The 21,089-nt window shown below is 61.2% G+C and carries 16 protein-coding genes; 5 read left to right on the top strand and 11 right to left on the bottom strand.

The window, feature by feature from the left end; genetic code table 11:
- Positions 1 to 61: 61 nt before the first annotated feature.
- Positions 62 to 865, top strand: a complete 804-nt coding sequence (locus tag FHS06_RS08355; protein WP_167048349.1) for a GNAT family N-acetyltransferase — start codon at positions 62 to 64, stop codon at positions 863 to 865.
- A 1-nt stretch (position 866) separates the two neighbouring features.
- Here FHS06_RS08355 and FHS06_RS08350 read toward each other — a convergent pair whose 3' ends face one another.
- From FHS06_RS08350 to FHS06_RS08310, 9 genes are all read right to left on the bottom strand, one after another.
- Positions 867 to 1,340 (bottom strand): GNAT family N-acetyltransferase, encoded by a 474-nt coding sequence (locus tag FHS06_RS08350; RefSeq protein WP_310734784.1) that lies wholly within the window; start codon positions 1,338 to 1,340, stop codon positions 867 to 869.
- 52 nt (positions 1,341 to 1,392) lie between these two features.
- Positions 1,393 to 1,719 carry a hypothetical protein gene (locus FHS06_RS08345; RefSeq protein ID WP_167048347.1) on the bottom strand — a complete coding sequence of 109 codons (327 nt, stop codon included), beginning with the start codon at positions 1,717 to 1,719 and terminating at the stop codon, positions 1,393 to 1,395.
- A 143-nt stretch (positions 1,720 to 1,862) separates the two neighbouring features.
- Positions 1,863 to 3,185, bottom strand: coding sequence for a sensor histidine kinase (locus tag FHS06_RS14345; RefSeq protein WP_167048345.1), 1,323 nt, complete (start codon positions 3,183 to 3,185; stop codon positions 1,863 to 1,865).
- Positions 3,182 to 3,904, bottom strand: coding sequence for a LytR/AlgR family response regulator transcription factor (locus FHS06_RS14340; RefSeq protein ID WP_167048343.1), 723 nt, complete (start codon positions 3,902 to 3,904; stop codon positions 3,182 to 3,184). The genes FHS06_RS14345 and FHS06_RS14340 overlap by 4 nt, the downstream gene beginning before the upstream one ends.
- Before the next feature lie 54 nt (positions 3,905 to 3,958).
- Positions 3,959 to 4,999, bottom strand: a complete 1,041-nt coding sequence (locus tag FHS06_RS08330; protein WP_167048341.1) for a glycosyltransferase family 2 protein — start codon at positions 4,997 to 4,999, stop codon at positions 3,959 to 3,961.
- Positions 4,996 to 5,622: a hypothetical protein gene (locus FHS06_RS08325; protein ID WP_167048339.1), complete on the bottom strand. Its 627-nt coding sequence runs from the start codon at positions 5,620 to 5,622 to the stop codon at positions 4,996 to 4,998. Before FHS06_RS08325 ends, FHS06_RS08330 begins: the two co-directional genes overlap by 4 nt.
- Positions 5,622 to 8,090, bottom strand: a complete 2,469-nt coding sequence (locus tag FHS06_RS08320) for a glycoside hydrolase family 3 C-terminal domain-containing protein (RefSeq protein ID WP_167048337.1) — start codon at positions 8,088 to 8,090, stop codon at positions 5,622 to 5,624. Before FHS06_RS08320 ends, FHS06_RS08325 begins: the two co-directional genes overlap by 1 nt.
- Positions 8,091 to 8,162: 72 nt before the next feature.
- Positions 8,163 to 11,069 carry a glycoside hydrolase family 3 N-terminal domain-containing protein gene (locus tag FHS06_RS08315; RefSeq protein WP_310734783.1) on the bottom strand — a complete coding sequence of 969 codons (2,907 nt, stop codon included), beginning with the start codon at positions 11,067 to 11,069 and terminating at the stop codon, positions 8,163 to 8,165.
- 239 nt (positions 11,070 to 11,308) lie between these two features.
- Positions 11,309 to 11,905, bottom strand: coding sequence for a DoxX family protein (locus tag FHS06_RS08310; protein WP_208388129.1), 597 nt, complete (start codon positions 11,903 to 11,905; stop codon positions 11,309 to 11,311).
- A 181-nt stretch (positions 11,906 to 12,086) separates the two neighbouring features.
- Between FHS06_RS08310 and FHS06_RS08305 the strand changes: the two genes are divergently transcribed.
- Positions 12,087 to 12,818: a VIT1/CCC1 transporter family protein gene (locus tag FHS06_RS08305; protein ID WP_167048335.1), complete on the top strand. Its 732-nt coding sequence runs from the start codon at positions 12,087 to 12,089 to the stop codon at positions 12,816 to 12,818.
- A 4-nt stretch (positions 12,819 to 12,822) separates the two neighbouring features.
- Here FHS06_RS08305 and FHS06_RS08300 read toward each other — a convergent pair whose 3' ends face one another.
- Positions 12,823 to 15,708 (bottom strand): glycoside hydrolase family 2 TIM barrel-domain containing protein, encoded by a 2,886-nt coding sequence (locus FHS06_RS08300; RefSeq protein WP_167048333.1) that lies wholly within the window; start codon positions 15,706 to 15,708, stop codon positions 12,823 to 12,825.
- 146 nt (positions 15,709 to 15,854) lie between these two features.
- On the opposite strand from FHS06_RS08300, the gene FHS06_RS08295 reads away from it, so the two are divergent.
- Positions 15,855 to 16,886: an LLM class flavin-dependent oxidoreductase gene (locus FHS06_RS08295; RefSeq protein WP_167048331.1), complete on the top strand. Its 1,032-nt coding sequence runs from the start codon at positions 15,855 to 15,857 to the stop codon at positions 16,884 to 16,886.
- Positions 16,887 to 16,892: 6 nt separating this feature from the next.
- Here the strand turns inward: FHS06_RS08295 and FHS06_RS08290 are convergent, their stop codons facing one another.
- Positions 16,893 to 18,521, bottom strand: coding sequence for a serine hydrolase (locus FHS06_RS08290; protein ID WP_167048329.1), 1,629 nt, complete (start codon positions 18,519 to 18,521; stop codon positions 16,893 to 16,895).
- Positions 18,522 to 18,714: 193 nt separating this feature from the next.
- Between FHS06_RS08290 and FHS06_RS08285 the strand changes: the two genes are divergently transcribed.
- Entirely contained in the window at positions 18,715 to 20,406 is a 1,692-nt protein-coding gene (locus FHS06_RS08285) for a sensor histidine kinase (protein ID WP_167048328.1), read from the top strand.
- On the top strand, positions 20,397 to 21,077 hold the full coding sequence (locus FHS06_RS08280) for a response regulator transcription factor (RefSeq protein ID WP_167048326.1): 681 nt from the start codon (positions 20,397 to 20,399) through the stop codon (positions 21,075 to 21,077). Before FHS06_RS08285 ends, FHS06_RS08280 begins: the two co-directional genes overlap by 10 nt.
- Positions 21,078 to 21,089: the final 12 nt, after the last annotated feature.

The raw sequence follows: 21,089 nt of genomic DNA, 5'->3' as shown, positions 1-21,089 counted from the left end.
CCCGGTACCATATTTTCGTGCTGGGAATGTGAAATGGGCGCTACACGGCGAGAATCATTTAATGAGTCATGACGGACTGAACCGGAGCGCTGAATTTCTGCATGCGTACGACACACAGCTGCGAACGGATGCCGAGACTCCAGGCGCCACCAAGATCACTCGACTCGGCTCGCTACGACTGGTGACGTTTGCTGGCGGCCGAGGCTTCATCACGTATCAAACCCTCGGCGACGCGTCGGCCGAATCGCTGCGCCGGCTCGTACCAGAAGCGTTGAGATACTTCGCGGCGGATGACGAAATTGATCGCGTCGAATGGAAGACGCGCGGCCACGATCACGCGCCCGGACTTTCTGACGCACTCCTTGAGAACGGTTTCGTCGCGGACGAACCCGAATCGATCATGATCGGTGACGCACAGGGGCTCGCCGTTGACGTGCCGTTGCCCGAGGGCGTATCTCTCCGACGCATTTATGCCGAAGCTGATGTGCGTGCGATGAGCGCGATGCAAGATGAAGTCTTCGGCGACCCAGTTTCGGATGAGATGGTAAATGAGTTGCTGCATCGGCTCTCGCTCGAAGACGGCATGGAGCTGTGGGTCGGTGAGGCGGCAGGTGAAATCGTGACAGCGGGTCGTCTTGAGCCCGTCCCAAATTCTGATTTCGCCGGCATCTGGGGAGGCGCGACGCGCGCGGCGTGGCGGGGCCAAGGCATTTACCGCGCATTGACAGCGGTACGTGCTCGCTCAGCGATCGCGATGGGGAAAACGCTGATCCACAGCGATTCGACCGACTACTCGCGGCCAATTCTCGAGCGTTCCGGGCTGGTCGCGGTATCGACGACAACACCGTACCTCTGGGAGCGGTGAGTTACGCCGGTGGCAACGACATGAAGACGTCGACAGCGTCTTCGCTATCAACCACGAATCCATACCTTTCGTAAAGCCGTCGGGCCGCGCTTCCCTGCAAGACATTGAGGCGAAAAGGCCGCGAACTGTCTTCTTCGGCAAGCACTGTTTCGAGCACGTGGCTCCCCACTCCGCGCCCTTGCAGCGCCGCAGAGATGTAGAAGTGCTCGATCCAGCGGGCGTCATCTTCAACCCGCACGGTGATCGAACCAACGTCGCTGCCGTCAACAACAATCACGCGCGCGCTCGCAGGTTTGAAAGCATCACGCATGCGTTGACGCACCCGAACCGAGTCGTATCGCCCCAGGCGCTCAAGGTCTGTCCGAAGCACGTCAGCGCGGATTTCAACGAGCCACTCGATGTCGCGACCCACAGCTGCACGCAGCGAAACCATCGCTTGCAGCTCCGAGGGAGGGGCAGCCAGAAAGTCATCCACACCGGGTATTTTATCCCGAAGACTTGCGTCGCGCTTTCGCTACAGCCTCTCGCTATGCCGCCACCGTCTCGATGACTGTGCTGCCCAGCCAGCGGGCCACACGGCCATCATCGGCAACCAGCATCCCGGTCTGTGTTCCAGCCTTCGACACCCAGGAGCGATCATCGACGCCCGCAACCACCGCAGCCGTTGCCCACACATCAGCGCGGGTCAGACTGTCGGCAACGACCGAAGGTGCGTGCGGGCTGCGCGCTCGACAGCCCAGCCAGTACGCAGAAAACAGACCATTCGTCTCGGCTTCGGCCGCCCGGCACGCTCGCGCAACTTCAGCAACCCGTGGGTCGGCATCCGCCTCGGAAAGCTCGCTCCGATGTTCCACGCCTTCTTGTGCGAACGCGTGCGCGGGCGAGGTGCGGGGGCCGAGGAAGCGGGAGCTGTCGTCCGCGCTGCGAGAGTGGTCATACCCACATAGTCGAGTGCGCTCTCTCAAAGAGCGCTAAGAAAGCGGCTCTCTCAGCAACCTCATAGCACTTTGGCACGCGGCAAAAGGATCCGCAGTGAAAACCACTGGTCGGTCGAGCTCAGCGACATCGATCCGCCGTACCGTTCAGCTGCGGCTTCAATGTTCCGAAGCCCATAGCCGTGCTCATCGCCCGCCTTGCGCGTCACGATTCGACCATCGCGGCGAGAAACCACCCCATCGAACGTGTTCTCCACGCTGATCATCACAAAGTCGTTGCGCGCAAAGAGCGAAAACTTCACGAGGCGCTCCTCGGCGTCAGCCACACGCAACGTTGCTTCGAACGCATTGTCGAGCGCGTTGCCGACAATGGCCGTCAGATCGAGCGGGCTCAGTTCGTTCAGAAGCCGCCCGTCAGCCACCGATGTCATCTCGATGCCGTTTTCACGCGCGTAAAGCTGCTTGCCCATCAAGACAGCGTCGAGCACCAAGTTACCCGTCCGGATGCTCGCCCCGTAGTCCTGAATCGACAGTTCCAGCTCATTGAGTATCAACATCCGTGATTGCGGATCTTGCTCCGCTCGAATCGCATCAAGGTGATGCTTCATGTCGTGGTACTTGCGATTCACTTCATCGATCGCGCGACGAGACATCTCGTACTGGTCGTGCTGGCTTGTCAGCAACCGTGCCATCGCGTCGGCTTCACGCCGTGCTTGCAGGCTACGTCTCACTTCGTGCTGCCCGTACAGAGCGATATATCCGCACAGGTCGACAAGCGTCCGAATGTAGAACACTTCCGTACCGAGCCGACCGCTGAAGGGTGTGTTGGCATTGATGAAACTGAGGTTTGAGATGCCGAAGGTCACTGCCGCGATCGCCAATGCGCTCACCAGCTCGCCCACCCCGACCTCGAACTCGACTCCCCGCGGCAGGTGGCGCCGCTCCGCCCACCACGCAATGGCAAAAACCGACCCGTACACAACGACCAGCACAGTCGTCCGCACGAGCTGTGGCGCTGCGGCGAGATAGAACCGCTCCAGTTGCCAATGCACGGATGCCGTCAACTCAGCGAGAACGAATGCGCGCGCCGCCACGTAGCCCGCCGTCGTCGCCGTGACCTTGAGGCTGATGAGCACGATGACGAACATCGTGAGGGCTGCCGCGAGCATGCCGAATATCCAGAGAGACAAGGGCAGCGTTCCGGCCCACATCTGAACTCCAACGAGCGCAAGCAACGCAACAACGGCGACAACCGCGGTTCCGAGCCACCGCATCCGTCGGTTGACGAGCAGTACGAACACCATGCACGCGCCCCACTCGGCACACGCGGTGAAAACACGCGGGATGTCCGCGGTCGCGGCAGTTGCTACTTCAATGGCGTTCACGTCGTGATTCCTCGTGCGCTGATATACGCCGAAAGAACAGCAAGAAACTCTTTCTTCCGCGGCCTGCTGATCTGCAGGCGCACTCCGCCGCGCACGCGGCAGTCGCTGCCTTCGACGCCTGTGACGTGACGAAGATTGACGAGATAACCACTATTGCAACGGAAGAAACCGTCGTCAACGAGTTCCGCTTCCATCGCCTTCAGGGTCGTCACGACCGCGTGATCGGCGTCGAGGGTGTGAATCATGACGTGGTGCTTAACACTCTCGATGTAGAGGATGTCGGCAATATCCACGCGGTGACGGTCGCCATCAACGGCAGCAAACAGAAGATGCCGTCGTTCTCGCCGCCGCAGCCGCACGAGACTTCGCGTCAGTTCTTGCGCGAACGCGGCATATGCCACCGGCTTCATGAGGTAGCTCAGGGCATCCACCTCATAGCCGGCAACCGCGTACTGCGGCGAACTCGTGACGAACACGATGATCACTTCGCTATCGACTTCGCGGATGCGCCGCGCCGCGGTCATGCCGTCGACGCGCTCCATCTGAATGTCGAGAAAGAGAATGTCCCAGTCGGGTCGATAGTCCTCAAGGATGTCGGCGCCATCGTGAAACGCGCCCACATGGAACGCTTCGCTCTGCTCGCGTTGGAACCGATCAAGGTGAGAAAGCAGTCGATCAATGCTCGCGGGGTCGTCCTCGACTACTCCGACTCGAATCACTGCTCTCCTCCTCCCTTACGGTGCGTGCAACCCCTCTCTCGAGAAGTATGCAACCTAGCTAAATCCAACCACCCTTCGCGCCACGTGGTACGCGAGCAGGGTGACGCGGCGACCGGCTTGCCCCGGAAGGTTGCTACTGGTGCCCATAAAGCTTCGCCGCATCCGTGTGTACACCCATGGGTTCTCGCGCTTGATGTCAGCCCAGAAATCCTGGCGTTTACGCAGGTGCTCTGGCGTTCCGCCGCGGGCCAGAGTCGCGGAGGTAACAGCGCACAGCGCTTCGACGTAGTGGAGCAGGGCCGTGTACAGCGCGAGCGGTACTTCGCCGCTCGAAACCTGTGTCGGCGACGGCAGTGCGTGCAGGGCCAGGCGGTTCACGAGCAGCTGCTGATCGACGCGGGCGAGCATCACGTTGGCGTCGACCGACTGCCCGACGCGCCCGATGAAGTAGTGGTAGAGACTCACCGGCAAGTAGTACATCGTCCGCACACGGGCAAGCGGCACGATGACGTAAAGATTGTCGACGTAGAACGTGTGGTGCGGCAGCTGCAATCCGCTTTCGCGAAGCAAAGCTGTGCGATAGATGATGGCGTGCATCATCAGGTACTGCCGTTTACTGAAGCGCTCCACATCATCCCAGCCGAACACTTGGCGTTCTGGAAAGACGGAGTCGAACCGCGAGGCCCGGTTCTGTTTGCCCACCCGATCGTGCACGAAATCGGTGAACAGCGCGTCAACACCACCGACCGCATCACGCCCGCGAAGAGTATCGAGCACCCGTACCAGAGCCGCCCGATCGAGCCAGTCGTCGGCGTCGAGCACCTTGAGGTATCGACCCCGCGCGTGCGCGATTCCAGTCTCGATTGCGGCCCCATGGCCACCATTCTTCTGATGAACCACCCGGATCGTGTCGGGGTGCAGTGCCGCGAAGTTGTCGGCGATCACACCTGTCGCGTCAGTCGAACCGTCGTCGACGATCACCACATCGATATCGTCGATACCCACGAGGGAATCAACAGCACGGTGGAGATATCCGGCGGCGTTGAACGACGGAACGACAATCGTCAGCAGCGGCAGGGCGGCGCCTGTGGTCATGCCGATTCGCTCACCGATCCAACTTCCGACTCGGTCTTCTTCTGCCGGAAGATCACTCGGAAGATCGGGTAGAAGACCCAGAACGAGATCGCCGCATTGATAACGCCGGTGATGAGGTCAGCGACTACCTCACCCGTCGATCCCCAGCCCCAGGTGTTCATGAGTAGATCGTAGATGGGCGCCTTGTAGAAACCCTGCGCAGCGGCAGCGATGAACGTAATGGCGACGTACGCGAGCGCGTACCAACCGGCCGCGATCCACGCTGAGGTGTTGGATTTGAAGGTGATGTTTCGCTGCAGGAAGAAGTTGATTACCTGCGCGATCAACAGCGTGATCTGCACCGCGAGAAAATATGCGAGCCCGCCGCCACCCTGTGGCAGAGCACCAGCCGCGTAGTCGAAGATGTAGTACTGGCTGCCATCGAAATTCGTACCGACCGGCAACGTCTGAAAGTCGACGTTGACGAGATTTGTAAACGAATCGAAGAGCCACCGAAAGATCGGCAGCATGGCGAGCTGCAGCGCCGTCACACCGTTCGACAACACGAAAAACACGAGGAATCGTGAAATTTCCGGGCGGCGAGTGGCGAAGTCGACCCACCAGTTCTTGATCTTGGTAAACATCACGAGCTCCTGTGTGAAGTGTGGGTGAGAGTTGCCGCAGCCGCGTGGAACTGGTCGCGCGAACGCTTTTCGGCGCGGCGGCCCGTGAAATAGGCAGCCACAACGCGGCCAATACCGCGGAACATGTGGCCGTTCACGAGTGTCAAAACGCCGTCCGTCAACTGCCGCGTTGCGCGACCGCCGCTCATTTTCGACAGCACACGGAATGGCGCGTTGAAGATGAAGAGAATATTGAGGTCTGGCTCGCCAGATTCTTCGGCCTTGCGGCGACGTCCATCGATAATCCGGAATCCGAAGCGCGCGAGAGCGCTGCGCGCCACCCGAATACGATCGATCGGATCGTTGAAGCCGAGTAGCCCGTCGCCCCATGCAGCACGCGGGAGTGGACGACCAAGTAGCGCCGAGAAGTCGGTATCCGAAACGTTCGCGATGTCAGCGCTCTGATAGACCTCAGCCGACGTTGCCACCGCGGCGGACTCGATCGTGCCTGCGACGTCGAACTGCGCTTTTAGCGACAGGTCTCGCACGTGCGATCCGACGGCAATCTCGTACGTCCCCGACTCGGTCTGCCACGACGAGGTGTTCTCGTCGAAGAAACGGAAGGCACGTTCGCCCAGCTCAATGGTGACCGTCTGCGACTGGCCCGGCTCGAGTCTCACTTTGGCAAAACCCTTGAGCTCACGCCGCGGACGGTACAGCGGACTCTCGCTCACGCGAGCGACGTACAGCTGAGCCACGTCGCTGCCTGCGCTCTCGCCGGTGTTAGTAACCGTGAAAGACGCAGAGCCGCCATCGATCGTGAGGTTCTCATAAGCGAACGTCGTGTAGCTGAGGCCGAACCCGAAGGGGAAAGCGACGGATGCCGCAACCGACTCGTAGTAGCGGTAGCCCACGTAGAGTCCCTCACGGTACTCCGCGGTGCGAAGAACGCTCGGAAAGGAGCCTGCAGCCGGGGCATCCAAAAGCTTGTGTGGATACGATTCCGCGAGTCTTCCGCCCGGATTTACGACCCCAGTGAGCAGATCGAGCATGCCTTCGGCGCCACCCTGCCCACCGAGATAGCCATGCACGAGCGCTTGAGCCTGGTGCGCCCATGGCACTTCGACCACGCCACCGGCGCTGAGCACGACAACGGTGCGAGGGTTCGCCGCGGCGACTGCCGCTAGAAGCGCCACCTGATCGTCAGGCAACTCGAGAGTGTCGCGGTCAATACCTTCTGACTCGGCGATTTCGGGCAGTCCCAGCGACAGCACAACGACGTCGGCTTTCGTTGCGACAGCAATCGCCTCACGAACGAGCGCGGGGTCAGCCTTTCCATCGCGACGGAAGCCCTGAGCAAAGTCAGTGAGTACGAGATCGGTGGACGCGATTGCAGTGCGGAGATTCGTCACGCGAGTCGCGTTGACGTTCGATGAGCCAGCGCCCTGGTAACGCGGCGTCTGCGCAAAATCGCCGATAAGCGCGACGCGTGTGCCTGCTTCGAGGGGCAGGAGCGCTTTTTCGTTCTTCAGCAGCACAGCAGACTCTGCTGCAGCGCGCCGAGCGAGCGCGTGATGCGCCTCAGCGTCGAAGGTTGCGGGTGCTTCGCGAGCTGTCACGCGCCGCACGAGGTCGATGACCTCACGCACGCGTGCGTCGAGGTCAGCTTCGGAGAGCGTGCCCGAGCGCACGGCATCCGCAATCGCGCGAGCCGAGTCGAAGCCAGGTGATGGCATCTCGATCGTGCCACCAGCGTGAACCGCGCGAACGGCATCGTTTCCGCCACCCCAATCCGAAATGACGGCGCCATCGAAGCCCCACTCTTGGCGCAGAACTTCGTCAAGCAGGTGAGTGTTTTCGTGCGCGTACGCACCATTGACGAGGTTGTAAGAACTCATGATTGCCCACGGGTTTGCGCCCGTGACGACGATCTCGAACGCTGTCAGGTACAGCTCCCGGAGCGTCCGCTCGTCAACGACCGAATCGCTGACCATACGGCGAAGCTCTTGGCTGTTCACCGCGAAGTGTTTGGGAGTGGCAGCAACGCCCTCCGATTGGATGCCGCGGACGTACGCTGCCGCTAGGCGTCCCGCAAGCTCCGGGTCCTCAGAGAAGTACTCAAAGCTGCGTCCGCCGAGTGGATTGCGCTTGATGTTGAGGCCGGGCCCCAGCAAAACATGCACGCCCTGTGCCGAAGCTTCACGTCCGAGGGCCGCACCGATTTCTTCGGATAGCTCCTCGTCCCAGCTGTTGGCGACAGCGGCGGCCGTCGGAAAACAGGTCGCGGGCTCAGAGTCGTTGAGGCCGAGATGATCCGCTGAACCGACCTGCTTTCGCACACCGTGGGGCCCATCCGACATCCATACCGACGGCAGCCCGATCCGCGGAATCGCTCGCGTCTGCCAGATATTCTCACCGCTCAAGAGTGCGGCTTTCTCGATCAAGCTGAGGGACGCGACAGCTTCGGAGGAGTCAGAGATGTTATTCACGGTGTGTGTCTTTCTATGCGGGGCCGGGAGTCTCCCCCCGGCCCCGCGATCAGTGTTGTTTCAGCCGGGCGATCAGCTCGCGGCTGGCTCTTCAGTCACGACGGATGCGAGACCGCGGTGACGACGAACCCGGATGATGATCCAGACGATGGCGCCGGCGATCAGGATGCCGAGCAGCACGGTGCCAGCGATCACGCCGACCTCCCACGCCGCAGCCTGATACGTCAGAGTCGCACCCGGTGCCATGCCGTTGACCGCATTTGAATTCGCGACGGTGTACAGCACGTTGTGGATCGCGTACCGCAGGTTCTCCTGGGCGAACGCGCTCTCCGTGTCTTCAATCGTCTTCATGCCTTCGAAGGTGAGCATGTGGTCGGTGCCACGCGCCGCCCACGCCTCATCGGGGTACATGTACGGGTACAGGTTGAAGTCGGTGATCGCCATTCCGGTGAATCCCCACTCTTCCCGCAGCACATTGTGCATGAGAGCCGGTGAGCCACCAGCCCAGGTTGCACCGATGCGGTTGAACGAGCTCATGACGGCCGTCGAACCAATTTCGGTTGACGTCAGCTCACCGTTCTCGTCGTAGAACGGAAGCTCTCCGGACACGTCTTTGACAACCATCTCGAAAGGCGTCAGGTAGAGCTCGCGAATCGTCTGCTCAGTAGCCCAGGTAGCAAGACCGTTGCCGTTTACTCGGTTGGTCTCCTGGTCGTTCATCGCGAAGTGTTTCGTGAACGAGTAGACGCCCTTGGTGAGCGCGCCATCGATTGCATACGTCGCGAGGCGCCCCGACAGCGTCGGGTCCTCGGAGTAGTACTCGAAGTTACGCCCAGCGAACGGGGAACGGTGCAGGTTTACTGCGGGGCCGTACCATCCGTTGATGCCCATAGCCATCGCTTCGTTTCCGATAGCGACGCCCATGTCTGAAGCGAGCTGAGTGCTCCAGGACTGACCGATGAGGTACTCGGAGGGAAACGCGGTTCCGGTCCACAGGTCCGGGTTGATGAACGAGCTAAAACCGGCGGGACCGTCGATGTCGTTCGTGCGAATCTTTCCGATTTCCGGAAGTCCGGCCGTGTTGTATGCACCAGATGTCAGAAGCGCCACGGTCTCGTCGATGTCCAGCTGATCGAGCAGAGCGTCCCATGCCGGGTCATCCCAACTCAATCCGCGCATGTTAACGAGCGAAGCATCACCCTCGGCGTTCCATGTTGGCGCCACAGCGTCTTCATTCTCGGCGGCGGCAGCAGCAGCGTCATACGGAGCGAATGCTGCGACTGTCGCATCACTTGCCACGTAGTTCTCAGCAGACGGAGCCGTCGGGAATGTACCTGCGAAGTCGGCGCGCGAGAACGCAGTGAGCGAACCATCGACATACGGCTCGGTCACGTCGGCGAACTGGTTTGTCGCGGGCGCGGCGTCGCTCTGGCGTCCGTCCGTGTACGTGACGGTGCTATCAACCGTGTACGAAATCGGGTCGATACCGTCGGCGAGGTTGTGCGAATCGGTCTGAACCTTGAGTTCATAGGTTCCTGCGTCGAGAACGTACGAGCCGGTGCCCGACATGTCGTAAGACGCCATGTCTTCCACCGGGATTGTCAGTGTGACAGTCTCCGTCGCTCCGGGCTCAAGCAAGCTCGTCTTTGCGAAGTCACCGAGAACGACCGAAGACTTCTCGATGCCACCAGGCGTGTAGGGCGCCGTGTAGTACAGCTGCACGACATCGCGACCGGCCACATCACCAATGTTCGTGACATCGACATCGACGGAAATGTCGCCATCAACGTCGCCCAGCTGCTCGTCGCTCACAGCCCAGCTGAAGTCGGTGTAGCTGAGTCCGTACCCGAACGGGTAGACGACCGCCTGGTCGTAGTCGATGAAACCTTCAACAGCAGCTGTTTCGTAGTAACGGTAGCCCGAGTAGATGCCCTCGTTGTAGTCGACAAAGTAGCCGTCCTCAACGTTCGTGTAGGCGTAGTCACCAAAGTTTTGGAACGTCGGGTCCGCTGTGAAATCACGCGAGAAAATGTCGACCGTGTGTCCGGAGGGATTCACAGCGCCGCTGAGCACGCGACCGAGGGCGTTGAAGCCCGAGACACCTGGTGAACCGGCCATGATGATTCCGTTGATCTCGGGATCGTCCTGCAGTCCACCGAGTTCGAACGATGTCGATGCATTGATGACGACGATCACGGTATCGAAGTTGCCTTCGGCGAGCGCGATGAGGTCTTTTTCATCTTTGTTCAACTCGAGCTGGTGCTGTCCAGCCTCCGCGTTCGTGTCCCACTCTTCGATGTTGGTCGCGAGGTCGCCACCTTCGCCACCGCCACGGCCGATCACAACAATCGCCGCTTCGTTGTAGTCAGCGAAGCTGTCGATGGCGTCCTGCGTGTAGTCGGCAACCGGCATTTCACCGATGTTGTAGTTGGACTCGTCTGGCTTGTCCATGACGATGTTTGTGCGGCCACCGTCTGCGGCAGCATTGTCTTCGGCGAAGGCCGAAAGCTCGCTATAGACCGTGTCGTTGACGGTGAATCCGGCGTTCTCGATGCCAGCGCGAATATCCACTGCCGTGCGCGTGTCAGCACCGCCGGAACCCGAACCGCCGTAGATGGGGTCTGCTGCACCGCGACCGAGGAGAGTGACATTACCCTCAGCCAACGGCAGCGCGCCGGTGTTCTTCAGCAGCGTCATGCCTTCATCTGCGATGTCTTCGACAACCTTCGTCGATGCGGCCTTTGCCTCGTCAACGGTCGCGTAGTCGCCTGAGTAGTACTCGGTGTCGAGATCTGAACCCTCCGCGGTGTTCGTGATCTCGTACGTACCGGTGCCCATGTAGGACTCGATAGCTCCTCGGAACATCCCGATCGCGACGTTGGCTCCGATGGCGATGATCGCCACTACTGCCACAACCGGGATCCAGATCGCGAGAAACTTCTTGTTCGACATCGGCCTCTTAGCCGTGGTTGAACTCACTGTGTTCTCCTCTTGTGTGCAGACCCTCGTCTTCGGGGGTCAGCGCCGCGCGACAATGCGGCGGCGCCATGACCCATTCCACATCGGCCTCAAGAGGCTCATCGGTATAAATGCACAAACTGTCATTTTGCTCGCATGATCTGTTCGCCCAGGATCAAATTTTGCTCGCACACCCAACGCTAGCGACGAAAAAGGCCCGCAACCTGGAGGAGGTTGCGGGCCGTAGGGGCTGGCTGCGGTCAGACGAGCCAGTGGTTCTTCTGCACGATCGGCAGTTTCTTCCACTGAGCGCCGAGCCCCCAGGTGTCACCAGCAGAAGCTGCGGCGACAAAAACAAGCATCAACGCGTAGATGATGTGGTAGTCAACGATCGGGTTGGTGGACCCGGTCAGGATGGCGAAGGGCCATTCTGCGAGGTACATCATGATCATGATCGCGGTGCCGGCAACAGCAGAGATGCGAAGTCCGATGCCGATCATGACCGCGAGTCCGACACCGAGCATTCCTGCCATGAAGAGCACATCAACCAGCGGACTTGCGATGCCCTGAAAGAAGGGCTGCAAAGGGCCAGTGACTGCTTCGCTGTTGAGGAAGCCCTGAGCGGGGGTGCCGCCATTGACCCAAGCTCGCTCTACCGGAGTAGAGAAGCCCAGCCCGAAGGTCTTGTCGAGAAACGCCCAGAGGAAAATGAAGCCGATGGCGTAGCGAGATACAGCCAGAACCCGACGAGCAATAACTGTCGTGACGACATCATTTTCGGCGGGGATGGCCTTGGTGGCCGCGGCGTTGCTCGTAGCAGCGGTCGTGGTGACGCGGGGAGCCGCGGTGGTGGACATGGTGTTCTCCTAAATGCTGATCAGGGTCCGATTCTCTGTCCGGATTCCCTAGTTGTCTATGTGGTCTGACCACATAAACAATCCTCCTTATCGACTCGCAGCAATAGGGACTTTGGTCCCAGTGCACAGAAATTTCTCAGAAATCTATCTGCGGGCCGCATCACCGTGCTTTGCTCTGTCTATGACGACGAACTCCGCGGCCTTCCCTGCCGGGCACCCTCACGAACCTCACCAAGAGGGCCTCGCGAAGCGCCTCAACTGGCTGCGCGCCGGAGTGCTCGGTGCGAACGACGGAATCGTATCGACGGCCGCGATCGTTGTGGGTGTCGCCGGAGCGACGAGCAGTGTCGCCCCGATTTTCATCGCCGGGATCGCAGGGCTCGTCGGTGGCGCAATATCAATGGCTCTTGGCGAGTACGTCTCGGTCAGCAGCGCTCGCGACAGCGAGCGCGCACTCATCGAAAAAGAGAAGCGGGAGCTGCGTGAAATGCCAGAAGAAGAGCTTGACGAGCTCACGGCCATCTACGAATCCAAAGGCCTCACGCCCGAAACCGCTCGTCAAGTCGCGGTCGAACTCACAGCACACGATGCCGTCGCAGCGCACCTCGCGGCAGAACTCAACATCGACGAGAGTGATGTCGTGAGCCCGTGGGCCGCAGCCGCGGCATCCGCTCTCGCTTTCACGATCGGCGCGATTCTTCCTCTGCTGGCAATTCTTCTTCCGCCTGCTGGCTGGCGTGTGCCCGTGACATTCGTCTCGGTATTGCTCGCGCTTGCCATTACCGGATGGGTCGCTGCCTACATCGGCGGGAGTTCGCGCACAAAGTCAGTCGTTCGCGTGCTGATCGGCGGTGCCGTGGCACTTTTTGCAACCTACGGAATCGGCTCGCTACTCGGCGTCTCAGGTATCTAGGTATCTAGCTCCCGGTGGGCGCGGCGCTGAGGATGAGCGAGATGCGTCCAGGCTGCGGAGCGACTCGATAGCGCTGCAGGATGCCTGGGCCACAGGTCGCGGTTCCCACCCCCGACTGCGCGATATCGATCGACACGTATGTATTGCCGTCAGCGACGAGGTCAGCGTTGTGCGTTGTCGCAGCGAGCGTCTGACGCGAATGTGGCGAAATTGTGAGCGCGAACGGTTGCGACAGCGTGCGCACAGTGAGCGCACCAGCATCCGTTTGCACAGTTGCTTCGCGCACATCTCGGCGCGAACCGCTCTCTTGCGGACGCACGTGATCGACCGTGAGATCTTTACGCTCAACGCTCCACCAGTCGTGCGATACGCCGGAAGCCGAATCGGGATACGACTGCCCGGGGCCAAGACCGAAGAATTCCAGTCCCTGCGGCGGTGATGGAATCACGAAGTCGAGTCCGAGGCGAGCCCAATCTGCGGTCCAATTACCGCGTGGCTCGAGCGTGACATCGAGGCGCACTGCGGTGGACGAAAGGGCCGTCCAGGTGAAGGTGCCCTCGATTCCGGTTTCGCGAATGGGAGTGCCGGTTCGGGTGCGCACGGTCAGGCTCGCCGATTCTGGCTCGGCTGAAATAAACCGCGACACGGTGCGATCGATTCCGCTTTCGTGCCAGCGGTCGGCGAATGGTGGCAGGTCCACTTCATCCCAACCGGGGTAGCGATCATTGTCGGTTGGAGCGCGCCAGATTCCGACGGAGGGGCCCGCGATCGGAAGCTCACCGAGAGCTGTAAGGGCGCCGTCCACTGCGTTGAACGACGCGGCACCGACGCGCGACGTAGTGGCGACGACATCTGCCGGTTCTGGCAGCTCTTGGGATGCTGCGCGAACATCTTCGCCTACCGAAACCACGTGACCGGCGGGCGCCCATGAGGTTCTATCCCGCAGGCGCGCCTCGATCGTGAGCACATCGGCGATCTTGGTTTCTACGACGTCGCTTGCGGCTTCGGCCAACGGAATGCTCGTGCGCGAGCGCGGCTCGATGCCCGAAGCTTCCAGGACTCCGCTCGCTACCTCGACTCCATCGACCTTGCGGCGCCAGACAAGCTCCAGATGATCGAGCGTGACCATGTCGTAGCGGTTCGCGAGCTCGACGCGGCTGCGGTCAGCCGCGACGGCGATGCGCACCGGCGCAATGATCGCGGCGTAGTCGATGAGCCCTGGCCGCGGCTCGAGATCAGCGCTAACGAGACCGTCGATGACGAAGTTGCCGTCGTGCACTACTTCACCGAAGTCGCCACCGTACGCGATACGACGAGCACCGTCAGCGCCCGCGACGGCGAGGCCATGCTCGATCCATTCCCAGATGAACCCGCCCGCAAGACGCGGGTGCTGCTCGAACAAATCCCAGTACTCAGCAACGCCACCGGGGCCGTTGCCCATCGCGTGCCCGAACTCGCACTGAATGAACGGGAGCGTGCGTCGATGCATTTCGGCCGCCGTTGCGGCGATCGGAGCTGGCTCTTCGGTCTCCCGCCCGATCTGGACTACCTCTTCGTGCGAGGCGTACATCCGCGAGTACACGTCGACGTACGTGCTCGACCAGTCGCCTTCGTAGTGCACGAGACGAGAAGGATCGAACGACTTCACCCAGGCAGACATCGCCTCGAGGTTGGCACCTGTTCCTGCCTCGTTTCCGAGCGACCACATGATGACGCTCGGGTGGTTCTTGTCGCGGTTGACGGTGCGACGGATGCGGTCAAGATATGCCTCACGCCACGCATCATCGTTGCTGGGGTTTCGACGCCATTCGGAGTGCTCGAAGCCGTGCGACTCGAGATCGCACTCGTCGATGATGTAAAAGCCGAGCTCATCGAACAGGTCGAGCACTTCGGGGTGCGGCGGGTAGTGGGAAGTGCGGACGGCATTGATGTTGTGACGCTTCATGAGCGACAGCTCGGCGCGCACCCGCTCAGGCTCGAACACACGGCCCTTGTCCGGATTGTGCTCGTGGCGGTTGACACCGCGCAGCATGATCGGACGACCGTTGACGAAAAGCCGTGCCCCCTCGGTGTGCACACGACGGAAGCCGATGCGCAGCCGCACTTTCTCGGTCGAGGTGCTGATCTCAGCGTCATACAGCGTCGGAGTTTCTGCCGACCAAGGTTCGACGGGGCCGACCTTGATCTGCCCCTTCGCGACGGCATCGACGTTGAGCGCCGGAATCGTCAGTCGAGCGTCGACGTCTACCTGCACGTCGAGCATGCCTGCGCCGGTCGCCGGGTCGTAGTCGGCGATGACGAATACATCGTCGAGGCCACCCTCGGGGCGCGCGAGCAGAGTGACGCTGCGGAAGATACCGGGGAGCCACCACATGTCTTGGTCCTCGATGTAGCTCGCGTCGCTGAACTGCATCACGCGCACGGCCAGCTGGTTTCCGCTCTCGCGAAGAGATGCCGTCACATCGAACTCTTGCGTGAGCCGGCTCCCTCGAGTGGTGCCGAGAAGATCACCGTTGAGCCAAATCTCCGCCGCCGACTCGATGCCGTCGAAACGGAGAACCACGCGCTGGCGCTGGAGCGCAGCATCCGTGTCGAAATCAACCCGGTAGTCGCCGATCTGGTTGACATCCGGCGGGTAGGGCGGGTCGAGCGGGAAAGGCATCTGGTGGTTCGAATATGCGGGAGACTCGAACCCCTGCAGGTTCCAGTGCCCGGGAACGTCGATTTCGGCCCAGTGCGCACTGTTTGCCGTTTGCCACTCGCCGGCCGGCGCGCCCCGCAGTGAACTCGACAGGCGAAAGCGCCACTTTCCGTCGAGCAGCTGTTCCGGCGCATCGCTTGTGAGTCGTGCGCGAGGAGTGAGCGTTCCGGCGGAAACCTGGGGGTGCATAACCAACCTTGTTATCGATATCAGGGCAGCAGCAATCTTAGGTCGACGAGCGACTTGGTTCCAGTCCCCTGCACTGCCGCTTTGACACTGCAACACCGAGATTCATTCATTGGAATGTTTCGCCGGGCCCTATCGTTACAGTCACCATGCAACGCTTTGGAACTCTCTCCTTCGGACACTACGGCCCCCTCGGTGGCGGCCGTGAGCTCACCGCCGGCGACTCGCTACACCAGGCGATCGACCTCGCGCAGGGAATGGATGAGCTCGGCGTCAACGGCGCTTATTTTCGTGTGCATCACTTCGCCCGGCAGCAAGCCGCGCCTATGCCTCTTCTTGCCGCCATCGCTGCCCGCACAAAGAACATCGAGGTGGGTACCGGCGTCATCGACATGCGCTACGAGAACCCCCTGTACTTCGCCGAAGAGGCAGCAGCCGTTGACCTCATCAGCGACGGTCGGCTCGCGCTCGGCGTGAGCCGTGGTTCGCCCGAGTCCGTGGTTCGCGGCTACGAGAAGTTTGGCTACACGGGGTCAGAAGACCCCCGCGGAGCCGACATCGCGCGCGAACATTTCGCAGAATTCTTGCGCGCAATCGAGGGCGTAGGCATCGGCGAACCCGACAACAACAGTCCCTTCAGTACCGGCGCCTCGGGCCTTCAGCGCATCGAGCCGCACTCCCCCGGGCTTCGTGACCGCATCTGGTGGGGCGCTGGCAACAGCGAGTCGGCCGAATGGGCTGGACGCATGGGCGTCAACCTCATGTCGTCGACGCTTCTCACCGAGCACAAGGGTCTGCCTTTCGATGAGCTGCAGGCACAGCAGATCGACGCGTTCCGCGCCGCATGGAAGGATGCCGGTCACCCGGGCACCCCGCGGACATCGGTGAGCCGCAGCATCTTCCCCATCACGACGGCAGAAGAGAACATGTACTTCGGCGGGCGCCAGGACGGCGACCAGGTCGGAGTCATCGACGGCATGCGCTCGACGTTCGGTAAGACGTACGCGGCCGCCCCCGATGTACTCGTCGAGCAGTTGCTTGACGATGCGGCGATCCGCACTGCCGACACACTCATGCTCACGATCCCGAGCCAGTTGGGTGTTGAATTCAACCTGCGTATGGTCGAGTCGTTCGCGAAGTACGTCGCACCCGCGCTCGGGTGGGAACCGAGTAATAGCTAGCGCAGGCTAGGGGGACACGCGCTGCCAGGTGCCCAACCCCTGCGAATTGAAGAAGTCGAGCGTGACAGCGGTGGCCTGCCCGCCGTCACGGACGAACTCGGCGGAAGAAAGAGATCCCTCCGGCGCGTTCTCTCCGGTGGGGATGAACGAGTATTCGTCACCGTCCCACGGCGAAAGCACGAACTCATACTGACCGTCGGGCCCGAGGGCTCCCATCAGAGTCGATCCGTCGTCTGTCGCTGTGATCGAGAGGGTGCCGTAGTAGTCACTTTCGTACGTGCCAACGTATTCGGCGTAGTCACCGGGAGCTGCAGCATCTGTCGGGCGGGTCTCGCCCGCGAGATCACCAGCGGGTGCGAGATAGACGCCGAGCGCACCGGCGTAGTCGGCGAACCAGTCGCGCGTGACGTATCCAAACTGCACAAGATCCAAGAATGATGACGTGACTGCCTCCGCGGCGCCCACGGGAGCACCGTTGGTGAGAACGACGATCCCCAGATCAAGACTCGGAATCATTCTGAAGCTGGTTCCCGCGCCCAAGACGAAAGCCCCCGAATGACTGATTGAGGCTCGCCCACCCGGTAGGGACCCCACCTGGAAGCCGAATCCGTACATTCCCGTTCGTCCCGCCGCGGTGCCCGGGTGACCCGACACCATCTGCCCTGTCGTCGCGGCCAGCAGAGCTGACGAGTCGATATAGGCGTCTCCCTCAAACTCGCCCTCCGAAAGCACCACGTTCATCCAGGTGCCGAGATCCTCGACGTTGGACGAGACACCACCCGCGGGCGACTGCTCCTGCGGATCGCGCTCAAAGATCGGCGTGAACTCGCCGTCGACGACCGCGTGCAGGTCGGCTCGATCGGCCTGAGCGAGAAAATCCTCGTACCGAGAGCTCGTCGAATCCATGCCGAGGGGCTCGTAAAGGTACGTCTGAGCGGTGTCTTCCCACGTCATCCCCATCGCGGATGCTGCGGCTTCTGCACCAATCGTGATTCCGTAGTTGGAGTAGTGATACTGCGCCCGAAACGGAGTCAAAGGCTGGAGGTACATGTGATCGAGAATGTACTGACGATCAAACCCGATATCTTCGAGATCGTCGCCGGCTCCCGTAGCCAGCCCCGAGCGGTGAGAGAAGAAATCGCCGACAGTCGCGTTCTCAGTCACGTACGGATCTGACATCGCGAAGCCGTCGAGTCCACTCTGAACTGGTGTTTGCCATGTGATCGCGCCGGCAGTGATCGCCTTAGCCACGACAGTTGCAGATATCGGTTTCGAAAGAGAAGCGAGCTGAAACACGGTTTGGGCCTCGATCGGGGCGCCGGTTTCTATGTTCTTTACGCCGAAACCATCCGCATAGACAGTTTCGCCACCATGCACGACCCCAATCGCGAGTCCGGGAACACCAGCTGTGTCGAGCGCTTCTTGCGCGAGCTCCGGCAACTGCTCGAGCGCCGAATCGACGGCGGCATCGATCTCCTCATTGCTCGCGCCCTTCGGGAACGCAACTGCGTCGGCGTCGGGACTACCGCCGGTAACAACCTCGACTGTCGCTGGTTCACTCGTACACCCCGCCACCAGCCCAACGATCGCAAGCGAAGAAAGAAGAACAAGGGGGAAGCGGTATCGCGAACGCACGGTTGCTCCTTGGCAGGGATCACAGAAAGAGAGATATCGGGCATGATCGTGCCCGATGTTTCTCACCCATCGTTAACCACCAGAACCACGTGCGATATAGACATGGGTCTATAGAGACCCACCGCTTTCCCGGAAGATAGTGAGAGGCAGAACACCCGCCCCATAACAACCCAACCCCGCCGTCAGGAGCAAGATGTCGCGACAACACCTCGCGAGCGCGCTCATTCTGCTCGCGATTTCGGTTGCACTTTTGGGCGCGCTGCAGCTTGCGCTCGTCTTGCCGGGGTCTGATGTTCCTGCCGTACTGGCACTTTTCACGATCGCCGCGTGCGTTTACGCAGCAGCTGGGATTTTCGCGTGGTGGCGGCGCCCGACCAACGCGATGGGAATGCTCATCACACTCGGGGGATTCGCATTACTTATCGCAGGGCTAGGCAATGCCACGGTGGCGCCACTCGAAATAGTCGGCGCAGTCTTCAGCACGGCGATTTTCGCTGTCATCGTCCACCTGCTTTTGGCGTTCCCGTCCGGCCGACTCGACTCCCCGAGCGCCGCCGCGACAGTCATCGGCGGCTATGTCGTTGCGCTCCCGCTGCAACTGCCCTTCGTTTTCGCTTCGGCAGATTCCCGAGAATTCGCTGTCGCCAGCACAACGCAACGGATCGCCGGGGCTGCGATCATGATCTCTGCCGCAGCGATTCTCACGAACCGCTTGGTCCGCGCGCAACCACGGACACGCCGCATTCTCCTTCCGCTCTACTCATACGGAGTCATCGCGGTACTCGCCGTTCCAGCCACGAGCCTCGTGTTCACAACTCTCGGCGTGCGAGGCGGAGTTGCGATGCCCGTGATCCAACTCATCGTGCTGACGGGGGTTCCACTCGCGTTCACGGCTGGGGTCTTGAGCGGGAGCTTTGCACGCACCGGAGAGATCATTCAATTGAGCGAATGGCTTGGAGCATCCGATAGTCGCCGCGGCCCTCTCACCGCGGCCCTCGCTCACACGCTCGGGGATAGTTCGGTGCAACTGGCGTTTCGCTTGGACAAGAGCGACTCCTACGTCGATGAGCACGGCACACCTGTCAAGCTTCACTCCGACACACGCCACCGCGGACAGGTCGCCATCACGACGAATGAGCGTGAGATTGCGGTGATCGGCTATGACACTCAGCTCACAGCGCGCGACGAAGATGTGCGCCGAGCGGGACAGGTCGTAGCTATCGCGATCGACCGCACGCGCCTCGCCAACGAGCTGATCGCGGCGCAACGCGATGTCGTTGCCTCGCGCGCGCGCCTCGTCGACGCCGCCGACCAGGAACGCTTTCGTATCGCGCAGAATTTGCATGACGGCATCCAGGTTCAGCTCGTGCTGCTGGCTTTGGAGGCTCAGCAGCTTGCGAATGCGTCGGACACCCCGCGAAATGTGAGCACGCGCGCGACCGAACTTCGCAAACGCATCGATGCCGCAGCGGGGGATCTGCGGCGGCTCGTACATGACGTCGTACCACTTGCCCTGCTGCAGCGGGGTCTCGTCGCAGCAGTGGAAGATTTGGTCGACCGGATGCCAATTCCTACAGATTTGGTGACAGAGCACGAAAACCCGGCACTCACCTCAACCGTCGAAAACACCGCATACTTCGTCATTGCCGAAGCGCTCGCCAACACTGTGAAACACTCCGGAGCGACGTCAGCGAGCGTACGAATCGACTCGAACCCAGAGCGCGTGTTCCTCGAGGTGAAAGACAATGGCCGGGGCGGCGCTGTCGCAGGAAAGCGCGGTCTGGGCGGGCTCGCTGATCGTGTCGACGCGCTCGGCGGGCACTTTTCGATCGACTCTGTGCCCGCGAACGGAACACGGCTGATTGTGGAGTTGCCATGCGGGTAGTGATCGGCGAAGACGAAGCGCTTCTGCGGCAGGGCCTCGCCTTGGTACTCGAACAAGCAGACTTCGAAGTAGTCGCGGCTGTCGGAGACGCCGGCACGCTCGAAGATGCCGTCATACAGCACGCACCTGACCTCGTCGTGACGGATATCCGGATGCCGCCAACCTTCACCGATGAAGGTCTCGCCGCGGCCGTGCGCATCCGCAAGCATCACTCTGAAACAGCGGTGGTCGTGCTCTCTCAACATGTGCAGCGCCGATACGCTGTCGAACTCATCGGCGACGGTAGTGGGCACGTGGGCTATTTACTCAAACAGCGCATCGCCGACGTACGCACTTTCACTCAAGACCTGCGCCGCGTCGCTAGCGGCGGGACAGCACTCGACCCCGACGTCGTCGAAATTCTCATGTCACGAGCTCGCATGCTCGGAGGCGGGATCGGCGCACTCACACCACGCCAAGACGAAGTGCTCGGATACATGGCCGAAGGGCGCAGTAACGGCTGGATAGCGGGTGAACTGGGGCTTTCCGAAAAAGCGATAGTTCAGCACACGTCGCGCATCTACGACGCACTCGACCTCCCGGTAGATGCCGATGACCACCGGCGGGTTCGTGCCGTGATCCACTACCTCACTCACAGTCCGCCGACACCACCCGCAGGCCCCGCGAGCTGACAAGATCGAGAT

This window comes from Microbacterium halimionae (genome assembly GCF_011761265.1).
GTDB lineage: Bacteria > Actinomycetota > Actinomycetes > Actinomycetales > Microbacteriaceae > Microbacterium > Microbacterium halimionae.
This window is presented reverse-complemented; position numbering and strand designations above follow the sequence as displayed.

Bases quoted from the DNA above. Each gene is read 5' to 3' on its own strand.
- FHS06_RS08355 (WP_167048349.1), top strand. From the start codon at position 62: ATGAGTCATGACGGACTGAACCGGAGCGCTGAATTTCTGCATGCGTAC.
- FHS06_RS08330 (WP_167048341.1), bottom strand. From the start codon at position 4,999: ATGACCACAGGCGCCGCCCTGCCGCTGCTGACGATTGTCGTTCCGTCG.
- FHS06_RS08325 (WP_167048339.1), bottom strand. From the start codon at position 5,622: ATGTTTACCAAGATCAAGAACTGGTGGGTCGACTTCGCCACTCGCCGC.
- FHS06_RS08310 (WP_208388129.1), bottom strand. From the start codon at position 11,905: ATGTCCACCACCGCGGCTCCCCGCGTCACCACGACCGCTGCTACGAGC.
- FHS06_RS08305 (WP_167048335.1), top strand. From the start codon at position 12,087: ATGACGACGAACTCCGCGGCCTTCCCTGCCGGGCACCCTCACGAACCT.
- FHS06_RS08300 (WP_167048333.1), bottom strand. From the start codon at position 15,708: ATGCACCCCCAGGTTTCCGCCGGAACGCTCACTCCTCGCGCACGACTC.
- FHS06_RS08295 (WP_167048331.1), top strand. From the start codon at position 15,855: ATGCAACGCTTTGGAACTCTCTCCTTCGGACACTACGGCCCCCTCGGT.
- FHS06_RS08285 (WP_167048328.1), top strand. From the start codon at position 18,715: ATGTCGCGACAACACCTCGCGAGCGCGCTCATTCTGCTCGCGATTTCG.
- FHS06_RS08280 (WP_167048326.1), top strand. From the start codon at position 20,397: ATGCGGGTAGTGATCGGCGAAGACGAAGCGCTTCTGCGGCAGGGCCTC.